Source organism: Aeromonas sp. 160P (assembly GCF_055193095.1).
The window spans coordinates 1,192,210-1,210,072 of the sequence record NZ_JBUXKV010000001.1 but is presented as its reverse complement, the minus strand read 5'-3'; the positions used below and the strand labels follow the sequence as shown (position 1 = coordinate 1,210,072).

Annotated in this window: 12 protein-coding genes; 5 read left to right on the top strand and 7 right to left on the bottom strand. The window is 58.5% G+C overall.

Annotation, left to right across the window (positions count from 1 at the left end; genetic code table 11):
- Positions 1-179: 179 nt before the first annotated feature.
- Positions 180-2,441, bottom strand: coding sequence for a patatin-like phospholipase family protein (locus tag ACY8FN_RS05720; RefSeq protein WP_463099445.1), 2,262 nt, complete (start codon positions 2,439-2,441; stop codon positions 180-182).
- 236 nt (positions 2,442-2,677) lie between these two features.
- Here ACY8FN_RS05720 and ACY8FN_RS05715 point away from each other — a divergent pair, with 236 nt between their 5' ends.
- The gene (locus ACY8FN_RS05715) at positions 2,678-4,588 is read left to right on the top strand and encodes a methyl-accepting chemotaxis protein (protein WP_463099444.1); all 1,911 of its coding nucleotides are present in this window, start codon (positions 2,678-2,680) and stop codon (positions 4,586-4,588) included.
- Positions 4,589-4,673: 85 nt separating this feature from the next.
- Here the strand turns inward: ACY8FN_RS05715 and ACY8FN_RS05710 are convergent, their stop codons facing one another.
- The 6 genes from ACY8FN_RS05710 to ampD form a co-directional block, all read right to left on the bottom strand.
- Positions 4,674-5,636, bottom strand: a complete 963-nt coding sequence (locus ACY8FN_RS05710; RefSeq protein ID WP_463099443.1) for a sensor domain-containing diguanylate cyclase — start codon at positions 5,634-5,636, stop codon at positions 4,674-4,676.
- 127 nt (positions 5,637-5,763) lie between these two features.
- Positions 5,764-7,191: a dihydrolipoyl dehydrogenase gene (gene lpdA / locus ACY8FN_RS05705; protein WP_101320383.1), complete on the bottom strand. Its 1,428-nt coding sequence runs from the start codon at positions 7,189-7,191 to the stop codon at positions 5,764-5,766.
- 162 nt (positions 7,192-7,353) lie between these two features.
- Complete coding sequence (aceF, locus tag ACY8FN_RS05700; RefSeq protein WP_463099442.1) at positions 7,354-9,240, bottom strand: pyruvate dehydrogenase complex dihydrolipoyllysine-residue acetyltransferase; 1,887 nt, start codon at positions 9,238-9,240, stop codon at positions 7,354-7,356.
- Between the two features lie 124 nt (positions 9,241-9,364).
- Positions 9,365-12,025: a pyruvate dehydrogenase (acetyl-transferring), homodimeric type gene (gene aceE / locus ACY8FN_RS05695; protein WP_042019551.1), complete on the bottom strand. Its 2,661-nt coding sequence runs from the start codon at positions 12,023-12,025 to the stop codon at positions 9,365-9,367.
- A 79-nt stretch (positions 12,026-12,104) separates the two neighbouring features.
- Positions 12,105-12,869 carry a pyruvate dehydrogenase complex transcriptional repressor PdhR gene (gene pdhR / locus ACY8FN_RS05690; RefSeq protein WP_101326100.1) on the bottom strand — a complete coding sequence of 255 codons (765 nt, stop codon included), beginning with the start codon at positions 12,867-12,869 and terminating at the stop codon, positions 12,105-12,107.
- Between the two features lie 269 nt (positions 12,870-13,138).
- On the bottom strand, positions 13,139-13,723 hold the full coding sequence (ampD, locus tag ACY8FN_RS05685) for a 1,6-anhydro-N-acetylmuramyl-L-alanine amidase AmpD (protein ID WP_463099441.1): 585 nt from the start codon (positions 13,721-13,723) through the stop codon (positions 13,139-13,141).
- A 130-nt stretch (positions 13,724-13,853) separates the two neighbouring features.
- Between ampD and ACY8FN_RS05680 the strand changes: the two genes are divergently transcribed.
- From ACY8FN_RS05680 to tapB, 4 genes are all read left to right on the top strand, one after another.
- Positions 13,854-14,324 (top strand): retropepsin-like aspartic protease family protein, encoded by a 471-nt coding sequence (locus ACY8FN_RS05680; RefSeq protein WP_139691296.1) that lies wholly within the window; start codon positions 13,854-13,856, stop codon positions 14,322-14,324.
- A 3-nt stretch (positions 14,325-14,327) separates the two neighbouring features.
- The gene (gene nadC, locus ACY8FN_RS05675) at positions 14,328-15,203 is read left to right on the top strand and encodes a carboxylating nicotinate-nucleotide diphosphorylase (RefSeq protein WP_463099440.1); all 876 of its coding nucleotides are present in this window, start codon (positions 14,328-14,330) and stop codon (positions 15,201-15,203) included.
- A gap of 314 nt (positions 15,204-15,517) precedes the next feature.
- The gene (locus ACY8FN_RS05670; RefSeq protein WP_463099439.1) at positions 15,518-15,952 is read left to right on the top strand and encodes a pilin; all 435 of its coding nucleotides are present in this window, start codon (positions 15,518-15,520) and stop codon (positions 15,950-15,952) included.
- A gap of 6 nt (positions 15,953-15,958) precedes the next feature.
- Entirely contained in the window at positions 15,959-17,665 is a 1,707-nt protein-coding gene (tapB, locus tag ACY8FN_RS05665) for a PilB family type IVa pilus assembly ATPase TapB (RefSeq protein ID WP_098970883.1), read from the top strand.
- Positions 17,666-17,863: the final 198 nt, after the last annotated feature.

The window sequence follows — 17,863 nt, the reverse complement described above, 5'->3', positions numbered from 1 at the left end:
TCGTCCTTGCAGGACACCCCGTAGGGTGCTCCCCACTATATAAGTTTTAACGACTAATTAAAATCCAAACCCTGTTTACTTATTCATCACAAAAACGTAACCAACTAACCAGCCTGATATTTTTTGAAAAATTACTGCCCACCATCAACCAGAGTTAACAAATTGGCAGCAATTTGGCATTATTCGAACGTACTGCCCAATTGCAGATAGAAGACGTCATTGCCCCCCTCCGCCATGCCGTAGCCAAGGAAGATGGGGCCAAGGAAGCTCTCGACTCCCACATAGACAGAGCCAGCCGTAAACGAGCTCTCCAGGCTGATATCATCGCCTTTGTTCCAGACCCCGCCCTGCTCGATGGATCCCCCCAGATAGAGCGGCACCTTGAGCGCGCCGAAGTCGTTGTCTGCCACCCGATAGATGTAACGCAAGCCGCCAAACAGGCTGTAGCGGCCACTCAGTTGGTAGCGCTGGAAACCGGATAGGCGGAACAGCCCCCCCAGATCCTGAATGTGCAGCGGCACCACCTCTTCACTGCCTGAGCCGCCCCCTTCGAGGATCAGGTTGAGACTATGGCGGTCCCAGGACCAGGGTTTGATCATGGAGAGGTGATAGTTCCACCCCTCACTGCGGGAGCTCTCGGAGGGCTCCCCAGCCAGATCGACGTGGGAATAGCCCAGCTTCATATCCCACTTAACCCCTTGGTAAGGGAAGTAGAGACTATCGAGGGTATCGTGCTCGAAACGGGCATAAGGGCCCCATGCATTGGCATCCACCTCCAGGTCATTGATATTTTTCACATCAATTTTGCCTGTCTGCCCCTCCAGCCCCATCGACAAGCGGCTCCATGGCTGGCGATTCCAGCCAACAGCGATATTAGTGCTGAAGAAAGAGTATTCAGAGTCGAGATAACTGAGCTGCACTGACGAGGGGTCAGGGTCGGGGAAGAACAGCCGGCGCTGCGTCTGGTCATAGGCCAGACTGGCCTCGCCATAGAAGGTCTGGGAAGGCTCAAGCGGGGTATAGAAGTTGGTCTTGATGTGCTTGGCGGTGCCCAGCGATGCCTCGGTCAGCCACTCGGCGCCCCAATCGTTGACGTTGGTGAGGGTATAAGACATGCCAACGTTGTAGTTGGAGGTGTTCTCGAAGTCATCAGAGAAGCCAAACTGAAAGTTGAGGTAACCCGGCCCCCAGCTCTTCTCGCTGGCATCCACCACCAGCACATTCTCCCCATCGCGCTCTTCCACCTCATAGGTGATGCGATCAAACGACTCAAGTGCATAGAGGCGACGAATCCCCGCCTCCAGACTCTCGTTGGTCTGCACCTTGTCCGGCCGCACTTTAAGCATGGCGCGCACTGTCTCGTCGGAGAGGCGCGACTTGTTGATGATCTCCACCTTGTCGATAAAGTAGGCGGGTTGACCACTGCGCTCGGCACGACGGCTCAATTTCTGGTTGCGATAGGCGGCGTACTGCTCTTTGCTGAGGGACAGCTTATCGAGCTGCAGCGCTGCCTTTTCGGCGACCGCCTCCCCCATCTTGATCCCCTCCGGCATGCGGGCGAAGTCGGCGATCCCCATGCCACCAAACTCGGGTACTAGCAAAATATCCTGAGGCCCCAGCAGCGCCTTCTGTTTTTCAGTGCCCACCTGGGTCATGTAGGTGGTGAGCTGATCGATCATCGCCAGACCAGACTTGAGGGACTCTCGGGTGCGCAGCTTGGCGCTGATATCCACCGCGATCACCACATCGGCCCCCATCGCCTTGGCGACATCCACCGGCATGTTGTTGACACTGCCCCCGTCCGCCAGAATATGCCCCTCCCAATCGACGGGCTTGAGCGCCCCCGGGATAGACATGGAGGCCTGCATCGCCTTGGCGAGACTGCCGCTCCCCAGCACAAAGGGGGTGACTGTCTCCATGTCGGTCGCTACCGCCCGATAGGGGATCGGCAGGTCATCGAAACTGTGCTGCACCGGCAGATTGGAGGTCGCCCCCCGCAGCAGACTGGCCATGGATTGGCCCTGGAAGAAGCCATCCGCTAACTGCACTGCATCGCCATTGACCCCGATATCGGTACGCAGCTGGTACTGCTCGTTTTGCTGCTTCTTGCGCAAAGAGAGCTCATCGCGGCCCACTTTGTCCTGATAGCCCTTGTTCCAGTCAATGGCCAAGGTGGTGCGCTCCACCTCTTCGGCGCTGAGCCCCATAGCGTACATCCCCGCCACGTAGGAGCCCATGCTGGTACCCACTATGATGTCGACCGGAATACGCTTTTGCTCCAGCACCTTGAGGATGCCGATATGGGCCGACCCCTTGGCGCCGCCGCCGCTGAGCACCAGAGCAATCTTGGGACGCCCACCATCAGCGGCGTGAACCAGCAGAGGGCTGAGCGCCACCAACATCAAAAGCAGACGGGTCCATCCCGCACCAAAGCTGCGCATCATATTTTCCATATTATTCAGGGGGTCAGTCACCAAAGATGGCTTCTACTATAAGGAGCGTGGCGGTTAGCGCAACCGCCAATCAGCATCCCGAATGGTCAGCACGCAGGAAGCGCGAACAGTCACCCCTGTGAGCGCAAACGTAATCCGTAAATTAAAGGAGTGCCAGCCTCATGGGTGGGGCTGCGCTGCCGCTAATATGAGGGTCGTCAACCCTCCACCCTTTGAGCACGTTTATGCTGGCAACCCTCACTCTTAAACAGAAAATACTGGCTACGGTCACCCTGGCCGTGGTCGTCTCCTGCCTGCTGGTAGGCTACTTCAGTCAACGCTCGGCCCAGCAACTGATCGAAAACCGGATGTTCGAGCAGGAGCTGCCCAACCTGACCCAGCGGATCAGCAAGGAGATTGAACAGGATCTCCATGGCATCGCCCAGGCCGCCCGCCAACTGGCCACCGACCGCTTCATCCTCGACTGGGTGGATCGGGGCATGCCCAAAGAGCAGGAGCCCATCCTCATCAACCAGCTCAAGGATGTGGCCAACCAGTATGGTCTGGTGACTGCCTCTTTCGCCGATCGCCAAACCGCCGCCTACTACAACCAGGATGGTTTTCTGCGCAACCTGACCCCCGCACAGGATGGCTGGTTCTATGACTACACCAAGAGCCAGAAGGAGATGACCCTCAGCATCTTTCGCGAGAGCAACGGCGAGGTGAAGCTGTTCGTCAACTTCCAGCAGCTCAACGGTCGCGGGCTGGCCGGCTTTGCCAAATCCCTCGACAGCATGGTGACCATGGTCGCCAACTTCCGGCTGGAAGAGAGTGGCATCGTCTTTATGGTCGATGGCAGCGGCAAGGTGAAGCTGCACCCCGAGGCCAACCGCATCGAACGTGACACCCTTGGCAGCATTGCCAGCGGTGATACCGGCAGCCTGCTGGCCAAACGCCCCTTTGCCGTCATCAACGCCGAGGTGAATGGCGAGCCCATGGTGCTGGCCAGCAGCTATATCCCGCTGCTCGACTGGTATCTGGTGGCCCAGGTGCCACAAGCCGAGATCTATGCCGAGCTGGATCAGACCCGCAACGAGATCCTGATGATCTCGCTGGTAATTGCGCTGACCATGGGGCTGATGGGGGTGCTGCTGGCAGGCTCGGTCAGTCGTCCGCTCAACGAGCTGGCCCACCTGTTCAAGGAGCTGGGCAGCGGCGATGGAGATCTCACCCAGCGCCTCAAGGTGGAGGGGCGTGACGAACTGAGTCAGGTCGCCACCGGCTTCAACAACTTCGTCGCCAAGATCCACGCCTCCATCGAACAGGTGGCAGAGAACTCCCGCCAGCTCGCCGACACCGCCAACGAGGTGGCCAACAAGGCGCAGCTGACCCAGCATAACTGTACCGCCCAGCGCGACCGCACCGTGCAGGTGGCGACCGCCATCCACGAGATGGGGGCCACGGTGAGCGAGATCGCCGGTAACGCCTCGCTGGCAGCGGACGTTGCCAAACAGGCCAACGATCAGGCCGATGCGGGGGCGGTAGTGGTGGCACAGGCACGCCATGGCATCGTCGGGCTCTCCGGCGATATTGAGCAGGTGGCAGGGGTCATCGAGTCGCTGGCAAGCCAGACCGACTCCATCGGCAGCATCCTCGAAACCATCCGCAGCATCTCGGAGCAGACCAACCTGCTGGCACTGAACGCCGCCATCGAGGCCGCTCGCGCCGGTGAACAGGGTCGCGGTTTTGCCGTGGTGGCGGATGAGGTGCGCAATCTGGCCAACCGCTCCGCCGCCTCGACCGCCGAGATCCAGGGGATGATCAACCGCTTGCAAGAGCAGAGTGCCCGCGCCGTCAGTGCCATGGCACAAGGGCGTAACCAGAGTCTGGAAGTGGTGAGTCAGGCCGATGCAGCCAACGCGGCCCTCGGCCATATCACCGCCCACATCACCCAGATCAACGACATGAATATCCAGGTCGCCACCGCCACCGAGGAGCAGTCCAGCGTGGTCGGCGAGATCAACCGCAATGTGGAGGATATCAACCAGCTCACCATGGAGACCGCCGATATCGCCCACCAGCTGACCGAGTCCAGCCGCAGCCTGCAGCAGCTCTCCGGTCAGCTGGACAAACTGGTTGGCAACTTCCGGCTCTGACCCTTCCCTTGACCTGAGCTATCAACAACAGAGAGCGCCGCGGCGCTCTCTGTTGTTTCTCGTGGCAGCTCCGTCGGTATAACCGTCAGCCCTTGCTATCCCGCTTGCGCTGATACATCAGCTCATCGGCGCGGGTGAGCAGCTCGGCCAGCGAGACACAACTGCGTCCATCATAGCTGACGATCCCGGTACTGCAGGCCAGCGCATAACCGCAACTACTTTGCCGATTGTGCTCGGCCAAGATGGTGTTGAAACGCTCATAAGCCAGTTGCGCCTGCGCCTCCACCACATTGGGCAACAGGACGGCGAACTCATCGCCCCCCATGCGGGCAAACACGTCAGCGCCACGAAAAGCCTGTTTGAGCAGAGTGGCAAAGACAATCAGGGCCCGATCCCCTTCCGCATGTCCCCAGCGATCATTGATCCCCTTGAAACCATTGAGATCGAGATAGAGCAACGCCAGTGGCATCTGCAAGCGACTGGCCAGCGAGAGACTCTTCTCTGCCAGCATCACGAACCCGCGCCGATTGGAGATCCGGGTCAACTCATCAATGGTGGCCAGTTGTACCGCTTCGAGCTCCCGCACCACCATCGCCGCCAGATCCTTGAGCAGCCCCACATCTTCGTCACTCAAGACCCGTGGCACAGTATCGATGATGCAGAGGGTCCCCAGCTTGCAACCGTTGGCGATCTGCAGTGGCTGTCCGGCATAGAAGCGGATGCAAGGCCCGCCCACCACCAGCGGATTGTCGGCAAAACGGGGATCAAGGGAGGCATCCGGTACGATGAAGGTCTCATTGCCCATGATGGCGTGGCCGCAGAATGAGATATCCCGCGCGGTCTCACTGACCTCCAATCCGATACAGGATTTGAACCACTGGCGATCTTCATCCACCAGGCTCACCAGCGCGATCGGGACATCAAACACCCGTCGGGCCATGCGGGTCAGCCGGTCAAACCGCTCCTCTGCTTCGGTATCAAGCAAAGAGAGCCGCCGCAGGGTGTCCAGTCGCAATGCCTCATCGGGTGGAATAGGAGCCTCTAGCATTGGGTATCTCTCGTCCGTGATAAAACCTATCTTTAGCATATTTGGCGTTAGAAAAGTCGGCGGGCTACGGAGAAAATAAAAAGCCGCTCGAATTGAGCGGCTTTTTCAGGCTAGCGGGGGAAGAAAATTACTTTTTCTTCTTGGCTTTGGCGTTCGGCAGGTCGGTGATGGAGCCTTCGAACACTTCGGCAGCCAGACCCACTGACTCGTGCAGAGTCGGGTGAGCATGGATGGTTAGCGCGATATCTTCGGCGTCAGCACCCATCTCGATGGCCAGACCGATTTCACCCAGCAGTTCACCACCGTTGGTACCGACGATGGCACCACCGATGACGCGGCCACTCTCCTTGTCGAAGATCAGCTTGGTCATACCGTCGGAGCAATCGGAGGCGATGGCGCGACCAGACGCAGCCCACGGGAAGGTGGCGACTTCGAAGTTCAGCCCTTGTTGCTTGGCTTCCTTCTCGGTCACACCGACCCACGCCATCTCTGGCTCGGTATAGGCGATGGACGGGATCACTTTCGGGTCGAAGTAGTGCTTCTTGCCGGCGATCACTTCGGCGGCAACGTGGCCTTCGTGAACACCCTTGTGGGCCAGCATCGGCTGACCAACGATGTCACCGATGGCGTGGATGTGCGCCACGTTGGTACGCAGCTGCTTGTCCACCTCGATGAAACCGCGCTCGGTCACGATCACACCGGCCTTCTCGGCATCCATCAGCTTGCCGTTCGGCACACGACCCACTGCCACCAGCACGTTGTCGTAACGTACCGGCTCGGCAGGGGCATGTTTGCCTTCGTAAGAGACGTAGAGACCATCTTCACGGGCTTCAACTGCGGTGACCTTGGTCTCCAGCATGATGTTGAATTTCTTGGCCACGCGCTTGGTGTAGATCTTGACGATGTCTTTGTCGGCAGCAGGAACCAGCTGGTCGGCAAATTCCACCACGTCGATCTCGGAACCCAGCGAGGAGTAAACAGTGCCCATCTCCAGACCTATGATGCCACCACCGATAACCAGCAGTTTGCCAGGCACGGTTGTCAGCTCCAGCGCATCGGTAGAGTCCCATACGCGGGGGTCGTCGTGGGGGATGAACGGCAGCTTCACCGGACGGGAACCGGCGGCGATGATGGCGTTGTCGAAGGTGACGGTGGTCTTGCCATCTTCCCCGGTGACTTCGAGGGTGTTCGGGCCGGTAAATTTACCAAAGCCGTTAACAACCTGAACTTTACGCATCTTGGCCATGCCAGCCAGACCGCCGGTCAGCTGGTTGATGACTTTCTCTTTCCACAGACGGACTTTGTCGATGTCGGTTTGCGGGGCACCGAAGATGATGCCGTGTTCGGCCAGCGCCTTGGCCTCTTCAATCACTTTGGCAACGTGCAACAGCGCCTTGGAGGGAATACAACCCACGTTCAGGCAGACGCCACCCAGGGTGGAGTAACGCTCGACGATAACAGTATCCAGACCCAGGTCAGCCGCACGGAAAGCAGCGGAATAACCGGCAGGGCCAGCACCCAGTACTACGACCTGAGTTTTGATTTCTTTACTCATCATGACCTCTTTGTCGTTCTTATATCCCCGGACGGCGCAGTCTCAAGCCTACTTTTTACTTAAATAAGAGGGCGGCTGCGGCCGTGAAAAAACGGGGCAAGTTTACAATCCTGTTAATGAAATGAGAAGTAAAAAGGGCAGGCTCTGGGCCCGCCCTCTCACTTACAGGACCAGTCGACGAATGTCGGACAGCACGCCGTTCATGGTGGTGACGAAGCGGGCACCGTCGGCACCATCGATCACGCGGTGGTCGTAGCTCAGAGCCAACGGCAGCATCAGGCGCGGCGCGAACTCTTTACCGTTCCACTTCGGCTTCATCTCGGACTTGGAGACACCGAGGATAGCCACTTCCGGCGCGTTGACGATCGGGGTAAAGCTGGTACCGCCGATGCCACCCAGGCTGGAGATGGTGAAGCAACCGCCCTGCATGTCGGCAGCGGTCAGCTTGCCGGCACGGGCCTTCTTGGAGATCTCGGCCAGATCGCGCGACAGCTCCATGATGCCCTTCTTGTTAACATCGCGCACCACCGGAACCACCAGACCGTTGGGGGTATCCACCGCCACACCGATGTTGATGTACTTCTTCATGATAATCCGGCTGCCATCTTCAGACAGGGAGCTGCAAAAACGCGGGTGCGCTTCCAGCGCCTTGGCGGCGGCTTTCAGGATGAACACCAGCGGGGTGATCTTCACGTCCGACTTCTGCTTCTCGAGCATCAGGTTCTGCTCTTTGCGGAACGCTTCCAGCTCGGTGGTATCAGCTTCGTCGAACTGGGTGACATGAGGGATCATGGCCCAGTTGCGGTGCAAGGCAGGACCAGAGATCTTCTGGATCCGGGTCAGTTCGACCTCTTCCACTTCACCGAACTTGCTGAAATCGACCTTCGGCCACGGCAGAACGCTCATGCCGTTGCCAGTGCCGGTGCCAGCAGCCGGAGCGGATTCGGCGCGCTTGATGGCATCCTTCACATAGGCTTGCACGTCTTCTTTGACGATACGACCCTTGCGACCTGAACCTTTGACCTTGGCCAGATTGACGCCGAACTCGCGGGCCAGACGGCGAACCGCCGGAGACGCGTGTACGTAAGCATCGTTGGCAACGAAATCGGTAGCGGCAGCAGCCTGAGCAACCGGTGCCGGAGCAGCGGCAACGGGTGCAGCAGCGACCGGAGCGGCAGCTTGTGCCACCGGTGCGGCAGCAGGAGCAGCGCCAGCCACTTCGAATACCATGATCAGGGAACCGGTGGAGACCTTGTCACCCGCCTTCACCTTGATCTCTTTAATAACACCGGCGAACGGCGCAGGCACTTCCATGGAGGCCTTGTCACCTTCCACGGCGATCAGCGACTGGTCAGCTTCAACCTTGTCACCCACGGCAACCATGATCTCGGTGACTTCCACTTCGTCGCCACCGATATCCGGTACGTTGACCTCTTTGGCAGCGGCGACAACCGGGGCAGCAGCCACGGGAGCGGCGGCTTGAGCCGGAGCAGCAACGGCAGCAGGGGCAGCGCCAGCCACTTCAAACACCATTACCAGGGAACCGGTAGAGACCTTGGCGCCAGTGGCAACCTTGATCTCGACCAGGCGACCGGCGAACGGTGCCGGCACTTCCATGGAGGCCTTGTCACCTTCCACTGCGATGATGGACTGGTCGGCTTCAACCATGTCGCCCACGGCAATCATGATCTCGGTTACTTCGACTTCGTCATCACCGATGTCCGGTACGTGTACATCTTTGCGCACGGCGGCAGCAGGAGCGGCGGCCGGTGCAGCAGCAACCGGGGCGGCAACTGCAGCAGGGGCGGCAGCTGCGCCCTCTGCTTCGAAGATCATGATCTGGGAACCGGTGGCAACCTTGTCGCCCACCTTGATCAGGATCTCTTTGACGATACCGGCGGCAGGAGCCGGGACTTCCATGGAGGCTTTATCACCTTCCACAGCGATCAGGGACTGGTCGAGCTCGACCTTATCGCCCACCGCCACCATGATCTCGGTCACTTCCACTTCATCGGCGCCGATATCCGGCACCATAATCTGTTTGGACATTGTGCTTTATCCTCTTGCGTGCATCCGCGTGACTGGCTGACCGCCCTCACGCGTATCGCGCGTTAACCGTTTACTGTAAACCTAGATAGTGTCGCGCCGCAGTGCGGCGCGACACTTGATCCTCTTACGCGTACAGCGGGTTGACCTTGTCGGCATCGATGCCGTACTTGGTGATGGCATCAGCCACAACCTGCTTGTCGATCTCGCCGCGCTTGGCCAGTTCGGTCAGGGCAGCAACCACCACGTAGAATTCGTTCACTTCGAAGTGACGACGCAGGTTGGCGCGGCTGTCGGAACGGCCGTAACCATCGGTACCCAGCACACGGTAGTGCTCGGTCGGAACGAAGGCGCGAACCTGATCGGCGAAGGACTTCATGTAGTCGGTCGCAGCGATGGTGGCTTCGGAACCCAGTACGGTAGCGATGTAGGGCACACGGGCCTCGGCGGTCGGGTGCAGCATGTTCCAGCGATCCACGTCCTGACCGTCACGGGCCAGTTCGTTGAAGGAGGTGACGCTGAACACGTCGGAACCGACGCCGTACTCGCTGGCCAGGATCTGGGCGGCGGTGCGCACATGACCCAGGATGGAACCACAACCCAGCAGTTGAACCTTGCCCTTGCTGCCAGCAACGGTTTCCAGCTTGTAGATACCCTTGCGAATACCCTCTTCCGCGCCTTGCGGCATGGCTGGCATCGCATAGTTCTCGTTCAGGGTGGTGATGTAGTAGAAGACGTTCTCCGGCTTCTCACCGTACATGCGGCGCAGGCCGTCTTGTACGATCACCGCCACTTCATAGGCGTAGGACGGATCGTAGGAGACGCAGTTCGGGATGGTGTTGGCCAGGATATGGCTGTGACCATCTTCGTGCTGCAGACCTTCGCCGTTGAGGGTGGTACGACCGGAGGTCGCGCCCAGCAGGAAACCACGGGCTTGCTGGTCACCGGCTGCCCACGCCATATCGCCGACACGCTGGAAGCCGAACATGGAGTAGTAGATGTAAAACGGGATCATCGGGCAGTCGTTGGTGCTGTAAGAGGTCGCAGCAGCCAGCCAGGAGGACATGGCGCCCAGCTCGTTGATACCGTCTTGCAGAACCTGACCCTGCTTGTCTTCCTTGTAATAGGAGACGATGTCGCGGTCTTGCGGGGTGTACTGCTGACCGTGCGGGCTGTAGATACCGATCTGGCGGAACAGACCTTCCATACCAAAGGTACGAGCTTCGTCGGCCAGGATCGGTACGATGCGCTTGCCGATGGACTTGTCTTTCAGCATCACGTTCAGAGAACGCACGAACGCCATGGTGGTGGAGATTTCGCGCGCCTGCTCACCCAGCAGCGGGCCAAAGGTTTCCAGCGCCGGGATTTCCAGCTTGGTGGTGCTCTCCTGCAGACGGGTCGGCACATAGCCTTTCAGCGCGGTGCGACGGTCGTGCAGGTATTTGTGCTCGGCAGAACCGGCTTCGATCTTCAGGTAAGGCAGATCAGCCAGCTGCTCGTCGGCCACCGGCAGGTTGAAGCGGTCACGCAGGTGACGCACGGAGTCCAGCTCCATCTTCTTGACCTGGTGCGCGATGTTCTTGCCTTCAGCCGCTTCGCCCATGCCGTAACCCTTGATGGTCTTGGCCAGAATAACGGTCGGCTTGCCCTTGGTCTGGGTCGCCTTGTTGAACGCAGCGAACAGTTTGCGAGGATCGTGACCACCACGGTTCAGGGTAAAGATCTCCTCGTCGGTCATGTCTTTGACCAGCGCGGCAGTTTCCGGGTAACGGTTGAAGAAGTTCTCGCGGATGTAGCCACCGTCGCGGGACTTCATGGTCTGGTAGTCACCGTCCACGGTTTCGTTCATCAGCTGGATCAGCTTGCCGGAAGTGTCTTTCTTCAGCAGCTCATCCCACTTGCGACCCCAGATCACCTTGGTGACATCCCAACCGGCGCCAGCAAACAGACCTTCCAGCTCGTTGATGACCTTGCCGTTACCGACCACAGGACCATCCAGACGCTGCAGGTTGCAGTTGACCACGAATACCAGGTTGTCGAGCTTTTCACGCACGGCAACGGTCAAGGCACCCTTGGCTTCCGGCTCGTCCATCTCGCCGTCACCCAGGAAGGCGTAAACGGTCTGCTCGGAGCAATCCTTGAGACCACGATCGGTCAGGTACTTCAGGAAACGCGCCTGATAGATGGCGGCGATAGGGCCCAGACCCATGGAAACGGTCGGGAACTGCCAGAAGTCCGGCATCAGTTTCGGGTGCGGATAGGAAGGGATACCCTTGCCATCCACTTCCTGACGGAAGTTGTCCAGCTGCTCTGCGGTCAGACGACCTTCGGCAAAGGCGCGGGCATAGATGCCCGGGGAGATGTGACCCTGGAAGTAGACCAGGTCACCACCATCCTTCTCGCTGCGAGCGCGGAAGAAGTGGTTGAAGCAGACATCATAGATGGTCGCAGAAGAGGCGAAGGAAGACATGTGACCACCGAGGTCCAGATCTTTCTTGGACGCGCGCAGCACGATCATCATGGCGTTCCAGCGGATGATGGCGCGAATGCGGCGTTCCATCTCCAGGTCGCCCGGGTAGTCCGGCTCATCACTGGACGGGATGGTGTTGATGTAATCGCGATTTGCCTTGGCAGCCACGTCCACACCGCTTGCGCGGGCTTTCTCAGCAAGCTGTTCAAGAATGAACTGAGCGCGTTGCGGACCCTCTTCACGCAGCAAGGATTCCAGAGAGGCAAGCCACTCCAGCGTTTCTATCGGGTCCACATCGTTCTTCAGGATATCAGACATGGCTGGTTCCTATTTTGTTGTGATTGCACGGCATTGCGCGGCGAAGGGCGCAAACATTCGACAATAAAGCCTTGTGGGATTAGTTTTCCTGCTGACGGATCCGACGCATGGATCGCTGGATCCGGGTCTCTTCCCTCTGCATATCCAACAAGGTGTCCTCGATAAAGGCCAGATGCTCATGACAAGCAGTTCTGGCCCGCTCCGGAGCCCCCGAAAGAATAGCCTCGATCAGATTCGCACGATGGCGACGGATCTTGGCTACCACTCCCGGGCGGCGATTCAAAATTTCGTTATTTTGCAGAATGTTCTGCTCAAGCATCGGGCCCATCGCCCGCAACAGGTGCAGCAGCACCACGTTGTGGGACGCCTCCGCCACCGCCAGATAAAACTGGGTGACAGCGGCGGATTCAGCCGCCAGCGAGCCCAATTGGCCCGCCTCTTCGATGGTGATTTGCACCTGACGAATGCGCTCGAAATCAGACTCGGTCCCGCGCAACGCTGCATAGTAGGCACAGATGCCTTCCAGCGCGTGACGAAACTCCAGCAGGTCATACTGGGCTTCCGGGTGGGTACTGAGCAGTTCAAACAGCGGATCGGCGATCCCCTTGTTCAAGGCATTCTGCACATAAGTGCCGCCGCCCTGACGGCGATAAAGCAACCCGCGCGCTTCCAGCCGCTGAATGGCTTCGCGCAGGGAGGGGCGCGATACCTGAAACTGGATGGCGAGTTCCCGCTCGGGCAACAATTTCTGCCCGGACTGCAGACTGCCTTCCAGAATCATCTGTTCCAGCTCGGCGACAATGGCGTCGGCCAACTTGGGTTGCGTAATCTTGCGATAGGGCATGAGGCTACTTTGTTAAATTGGTATTACCAATTTCATGGATGGGGCGAAAATTAGCAGAGGCCTTTTGAAAAGTCCACTCAAAAGATGATCTGAATCAAGAACCAACCCCACCACTTAAGGGGTAAAACGGGGTAAACATGATTTAGCTCATAGAAATTGGTCTGACCAATAAATTTGATGGCGCTCACAGATAACATTTGAGCAACTGGCGGGGGCAATGGCCTGCCAGTTCGGCAAGCCATTGATTTTAAAATCTAAACTAAATTTTATTATTTACTTTCAAGATTGAGTAACTGGCGCAGATGATCCCACTGAAAACTGGCACCGGGATCCGTCTTGCGCCCCGGCGCGATGTCGCAATGACCGACAATTTTTTCGTGGGTAATCGCCGGATAACGGCCTGAGATGGCTCGGGTGAGCCCTGCCAGTGCCCGATACTGGGCCTCGCTATAGGGGGTCTCATCGGTTCCTTCCAGCTCGATGCCGATGGAGAAGTCGTTGCACGCCTCCCGCCCCTGCCAGCTCGATACCCCCGCATGCCAGGCGCGCGCGCCAAATGGCACATACTGCACCAGCTCGCCATCACGGCGGATCAAACAGTGGGCCGAGACCCGCAACTGATGGATAGCAGCAAAATAGGGGTGAGCGTCAGGGTCGAGCCGCCCCATAAAGAGATCGTCGATAAAGGGGCCGCCAAACTCCCCCGGCGGCAGGCTGATGCCGTGCACCACCAGCAGGGAAATATCGTCCGGCGCGGCCCGTTCGTTGTGATGGGGAGAGGGCACCCGGCGCGCCTGCAGGCACCAGCCTGCGGCATCGATAGCAAAGTGAGGTTGCAAAGCGAGTTGAGTCATCGGCTACTCGATATGGCTGACAAATGGCGAAAAGAGGAAGATGCGTGATGGGTAAACCTGCAGCAACTCGCTGAATCAACGGGAAATTGTATGTTAGGCTGACTCATCTTCCACTCGATATGGATGGGCTATGCAGCAAACGGCGCGCTGGTTGTGGTTACTGGCCTGGCTCTCTTTGATGGGCCTGCTGACCCTCTATTTCCACTCCCGCTCGCAACCGAGCGTCACCGCCAGCGGCGAGCTGCTACTGCGGGCCGACCAGAGCGGCCACTATCGTCTGGAGGGTGCCATCAACGGCCAGCCGGTGCAACTGCTGCTCGATACCGGCGCCACCCGCGTCACCATACCGCAGCAGGTTGCCGAGCGGCTCGGCCTGACCGCCCGGGGCAGCAGCCAGGTCAACACCGCCGCGGGGCAGATCAGCGTTGGCAATGGCACCATCGAAACGCTGGCGATGGGGCCATTGACCTTGTACGATCTGGCCATCTTTATCAATCCGGCGGCAGACGGTGACGAAGTGCTGGTTGGCATGAACGCCCTCGGTCGGCTGGAGCTGGTTCAAAAGGAGCGGCAGTTGCTGCTCAGACCCTTGCAGGAATAAGGCATGTTTCAACAGGATGTCAGCCGCGCCGTGCGCGCCGCACTACTCGAAGATCTGGGCGATGCCCTCACCACACTGGATCAACCGGATGCCAGCGCCGATATCACCGCCCAGCTGATCCCGGCCGACCGCATGGCCAGCGCCCGGATCATCACCCGCGAAGCGGGTGTGTTCTGCGGCCAACCCTGGGTGGACGAAGTCTTTTTGCAACTCAATGCCCAGTTCGGTGGCGACGTGCAGGTCGAGTGGCAAGTGCAAGATGGCGAGCTGCTCGCCCCCAATCAGGAGCTGTTCCGCCTGCACGGCCCTGCCCGCCTGCTGCTGACCGGCGAGCGTACCGCGCTGAACTTCGTGCAGACCCTCTCTGGCGTCGCCACCCTCACCGCCCGCTATGTAGCAGAGCTGGAGGGCACCGACTGCCGCCTGCTCGACACCCGCAAGACCCTGCCGGGGCTGCGCACCGCCCAGAAGTACGCGGTCACCTGTGGCGGCGGCAAGAATCACCGCATCGGCCTCTATGACGCCTACCTCATCAAAGAGAACCATATCCTCGCCTGCGGTGGCATTGCCGAGGCGATTGGCGAAGCGCGCCGCCTCAATCCAGGCAAACCGGTAGAAGTGGAGGTTGAATCGCTGGCCGAGCTGGAGCAGGCGCTGGCGGCCCACGCCGATATCGTGATGCTCGACAACTTCGACGTAGCCATGATGGGCGAGGCTGTGGCCATCAATCAGGGACGGGCCAAGCTGGAGGTCTCAGGCAATGTCACCCTCGACACCCTGGCTGAATTTGCCGCCACCGGGGTCGATTTTATCTCGGTAGGTGCACTCACCAAGCATCTGCGGGCGCTCGATCTCTCTATGCGTTTTATCCAGCAGTAAGGCGAACCACCGGGACTGAGCAAATACTCGACCTAACCGGATAAACAACTTGCAAAAGGCGCCATTGGCGCCTTTTCTTTATGCAGGATCCCGCAGCAAAGGAGTGTGATGATGGGTCTTCCCCAACCGCTAAAAAAGAGTCGATAGAAGCCGCTTATTTTATGATTTATATCATGTTTTTGGTAAATGATAGAAAAGTGGTTAACAAAGAGCGCGATCTCTGTTGCCACCCCTGATAGCTCGGATAAGATACTGACGTGCGGACGATTTTCTACCGGCACTTCCCAGGAACCAAGGATAAAAGGATATTTTCCATGAAAAGCGAAATGAAGAAACAATCGGGTTTTACCCTTATTGAACTGATGATCGTAGTCGCGATCGTGGCCATTCTGGCGGCGGTAGCGCTGCCGGCGTATCAGAACTACACCAAAAAAGCCAAATTTACTGAAGTTATAGCAGCCACAGGGGCCGCTAAAGTTGGTGTCGAGGTTTGCTTTAGTAACCTCGGAACTGTCACTGGTTGCACTGGGGGTGTACAAGGGGTTCCTGGAAATGTAAGTGCCGCAACAGGAAGCTTGGTAAACAGTGTCACGACTGCTAATGGTGTTATTACAGCTATTGCAGTTGGCACATCAGCAGCAGCAGCAAGCGGCTTGAGTGGAGAAACGTACGTTTTAACTCCCAATACGACCTCAGGTAAGATTGTCTGGGGCGTTACTGGTACCTGTACAACCGCCGGTATCTGTTGATTAGGCATGACTTCTAGCCCTAATAGCGGCCTGGCGTTAAGCCTGGCCGCCTCTTCATTGATCAGTGAAGAGGACTCCCAGCGCTATCTGAGCCAGGCCAAGGCCCAGCGCAAGCATTTTGTCACCTTTCTGATCGAGAACGACATCCTCGACAGCAAGGCGCTCGCTGATTTTTGCGAGCTGGAGTATGGGGTACCTCTGCTGGATCTTGCCGCCTTCGATTTGGCCGAGATCCCGCAGAAGTACCTCAATCAGAAGCTGATTGAGAAACACCATGTGCTGCCCATCTACACCCAGGGCCACACCCTCTATATTGCCATGTCGGACCCGACCAATGTCTCAGCGTTGGAGGACTTTGGCTTCAGCTTCGGCCTGCATACCGAGGCGCTGTTGGTGGAGGAGAACAAGCTCACCATCGCCATCGGCAAGCTGCTGGAGAGCGAAAACGACGCCCTCGGCATGGAAGAGATCGACGAATCCGAGATCTCCGAACTCGAGGTCTCTGACGAAAACAGCAGGCTCGATGAGAGCGTCAATACCGCCGATGACGATGCCCCCATCGTCAAGTACATCAACAAGATCCTGATGGATGCCATCAAACGCGGCGCCTCCGACCTGCATTTTGAACCCTACGAGTTCAAGTATCGGGTGCGCTTTCGCATCGATGGCATTCTCCATGAAATCGCCACTCCGCCGGTCAACCTCTCCAATCGCTTCTCCGCCCGGCTCAAGGTAATGGCGCGGCTCGATATTGCCGAACGGCGCTTGCCGCAAGATGGCCGCATCAAGTTGAAGCTGTCGCGCAACAAATCGATGGATATGCGGGTCAACACCCTGCCCACCATGTGGGGGGAGAAGATCGTTATCCGGCTGCTCGACTCCTCGGCGGCCCGACTCAATATCGAGCAGCTCGGTTTTGATGACCGCCAGAAGGCGCAATACCTGCGGGCGCTGGCCAAGCCGCAGGGGATGATCCTGGTGACCGGCCCCACCGGCTCGGGCAAAACAGTCTCGCTCTATACCGGCCTCAATATTCTCAATACCACAGAGGTGAACATCTCCACCGCCGAAGATCCGGTGGAGATCAACCTGCCCGGGGTCAATCAGGTGCAGGTCAACCCCAAGGCTGGGCTCACCTTCGCCAGCGCCCTGCGCTCCTTCTTGCGGCAAGACCCGGACGTGGTGATGGTGGGGGAGATCCGCGATCTCGAAACCGCCGAAATCGCCATCAAGGCGGCGCAGACCGGCCACCTGGTGCTCTCCACCTTGCACACCAACTCCGCCGCCGAGACCCTGACCCGGATGATGAACATGGGGGTGCCCGCCTTTAATATCGCCTCCTCGGTGACTCTGATCATGGCCCAACGGCTGGCCCGTAAACTGTGCGATCACTGCAAGGCGCCAGAAGTGGTGCCGGAAGCCGAACTGCTGGAGCTGGGTTTTACCCCGCAGCAACTGGCGGCTGGCTTACGGCTGTTCAAGCCAGTGGGCTGCAAAGAGTGTTCGGCTGGCTACAAAGGGCGGGTCGGTATCTACGAAATCATGCTGATGTCAGAGAACATCGCCAAATTGATCATGCAAGGGGCAAACTCGCTGCAGATCGCCGCCATTGCCCAGAAAGAGGGGATGCGTACCCTGCGGATCTCCGGCTTGGAGAAGGCCCGCCTCGGCGTCACCAGCCTGGCTGAAATCAACCGGGTGACCACCAACTAGATCGCGTGACGAAGCGTTTCATCAGTTTGGTTGGCAAAGGGTATCGGTCGTTCACGAATACGGAACGGATGATAGCCACGGCAACAGAGTAATCAGACATTCAAGTTACTGGGCTGGCGCCAAGAAGGTACCACCCACCCTATCAGTACCCCGCAGGCATCAAGCCTGCCGGGCACCTTGACCCAGTTGGTGATGCGC

Bases quoted from the DNA above. Each gene is read 5' to 3' on its own strand.
- ampD (WP_463099441.1), bottom strand. From the start codon at position 13,723: ATGACTCAACTCGCTTTGCAACCTCACTTTGCTATCGATGCCGCAGGC.
- ACY8FN_RS05715 (WP_463099444.1), top strand. From the start codon at position 2,678: ATGCTGGCAACCCTCACTCTTAAACAGAAAATACTGGCTACGGTCACC.
- tapB (WP_098970883.1), top strand. From the start codon at position 15,959: ATGACTTCTAGCCCTAATAGCGGCCTGGCGTTAAGCCTGGCCGCCTCT.
- pdhR (WP_101326100.1), bottom strand. From the start codon at position 12,869: ATGCCCTATCGCAAGATTACGCAACCCAAGTTGGCCGACGCCATTGTC.
- ACY8FN_RS05720 (WP_463099445.1), bottom strand. From the start codon at position 2,441: ATGCGCAGCTTTGGTGCGGGATGGACCCGTCTGCTTTTGATGTTGGTG.
- ACY8FN_RS05680 (WP_139691296.1), top strand. From the start codon at position 13,854: ATGCAGCAAACGGCGCGCTGGTTGTGGTTACTGGCCTGGCTCTCTTTG.
- ACY8FN_RS05670 (WP_463099439.1), top strand. From the start codon at position 15,518: ATGAAAAGCGAAATGAAGAAACAATCGGGTTTTACCCTTATTGAACTG.
- aceF (WP_463099442.1), bottom strand. From the start codon at position 9,240: ATGTCCAAACAGATTATGGTGCCGGATATCGGCGCCGATGAAGTGGAA.
- nadC (WP_463099440.1), top strand. From the start codon at position 14,328: ATGTTTCAACAGGATGTCAGCCGCGCCGTGCGCGCCGCACTACTCGAA.
- lpdA (WP_101320383.1), bottom strand. From the start codon at position 7,191: ATGAGTAAAGAAATCAAAACTCAGGTCGTAGTACTGGGTGCTGGCCCT.
- ACY8FN_RS05710 (WP_463099443.1), bottom strand. From the start codon at position 5,636: ATGCTAGAGGCTCCTATTCCACCCGATGAGGCATTGCGACTGGACACC.
- aceE (WP_042019551.1), bottom strand. From the start codon at position 12,025: ATGTCTGATATCCTGAAGAACGATGTGGACCCGATAGAAACGCTGGAG.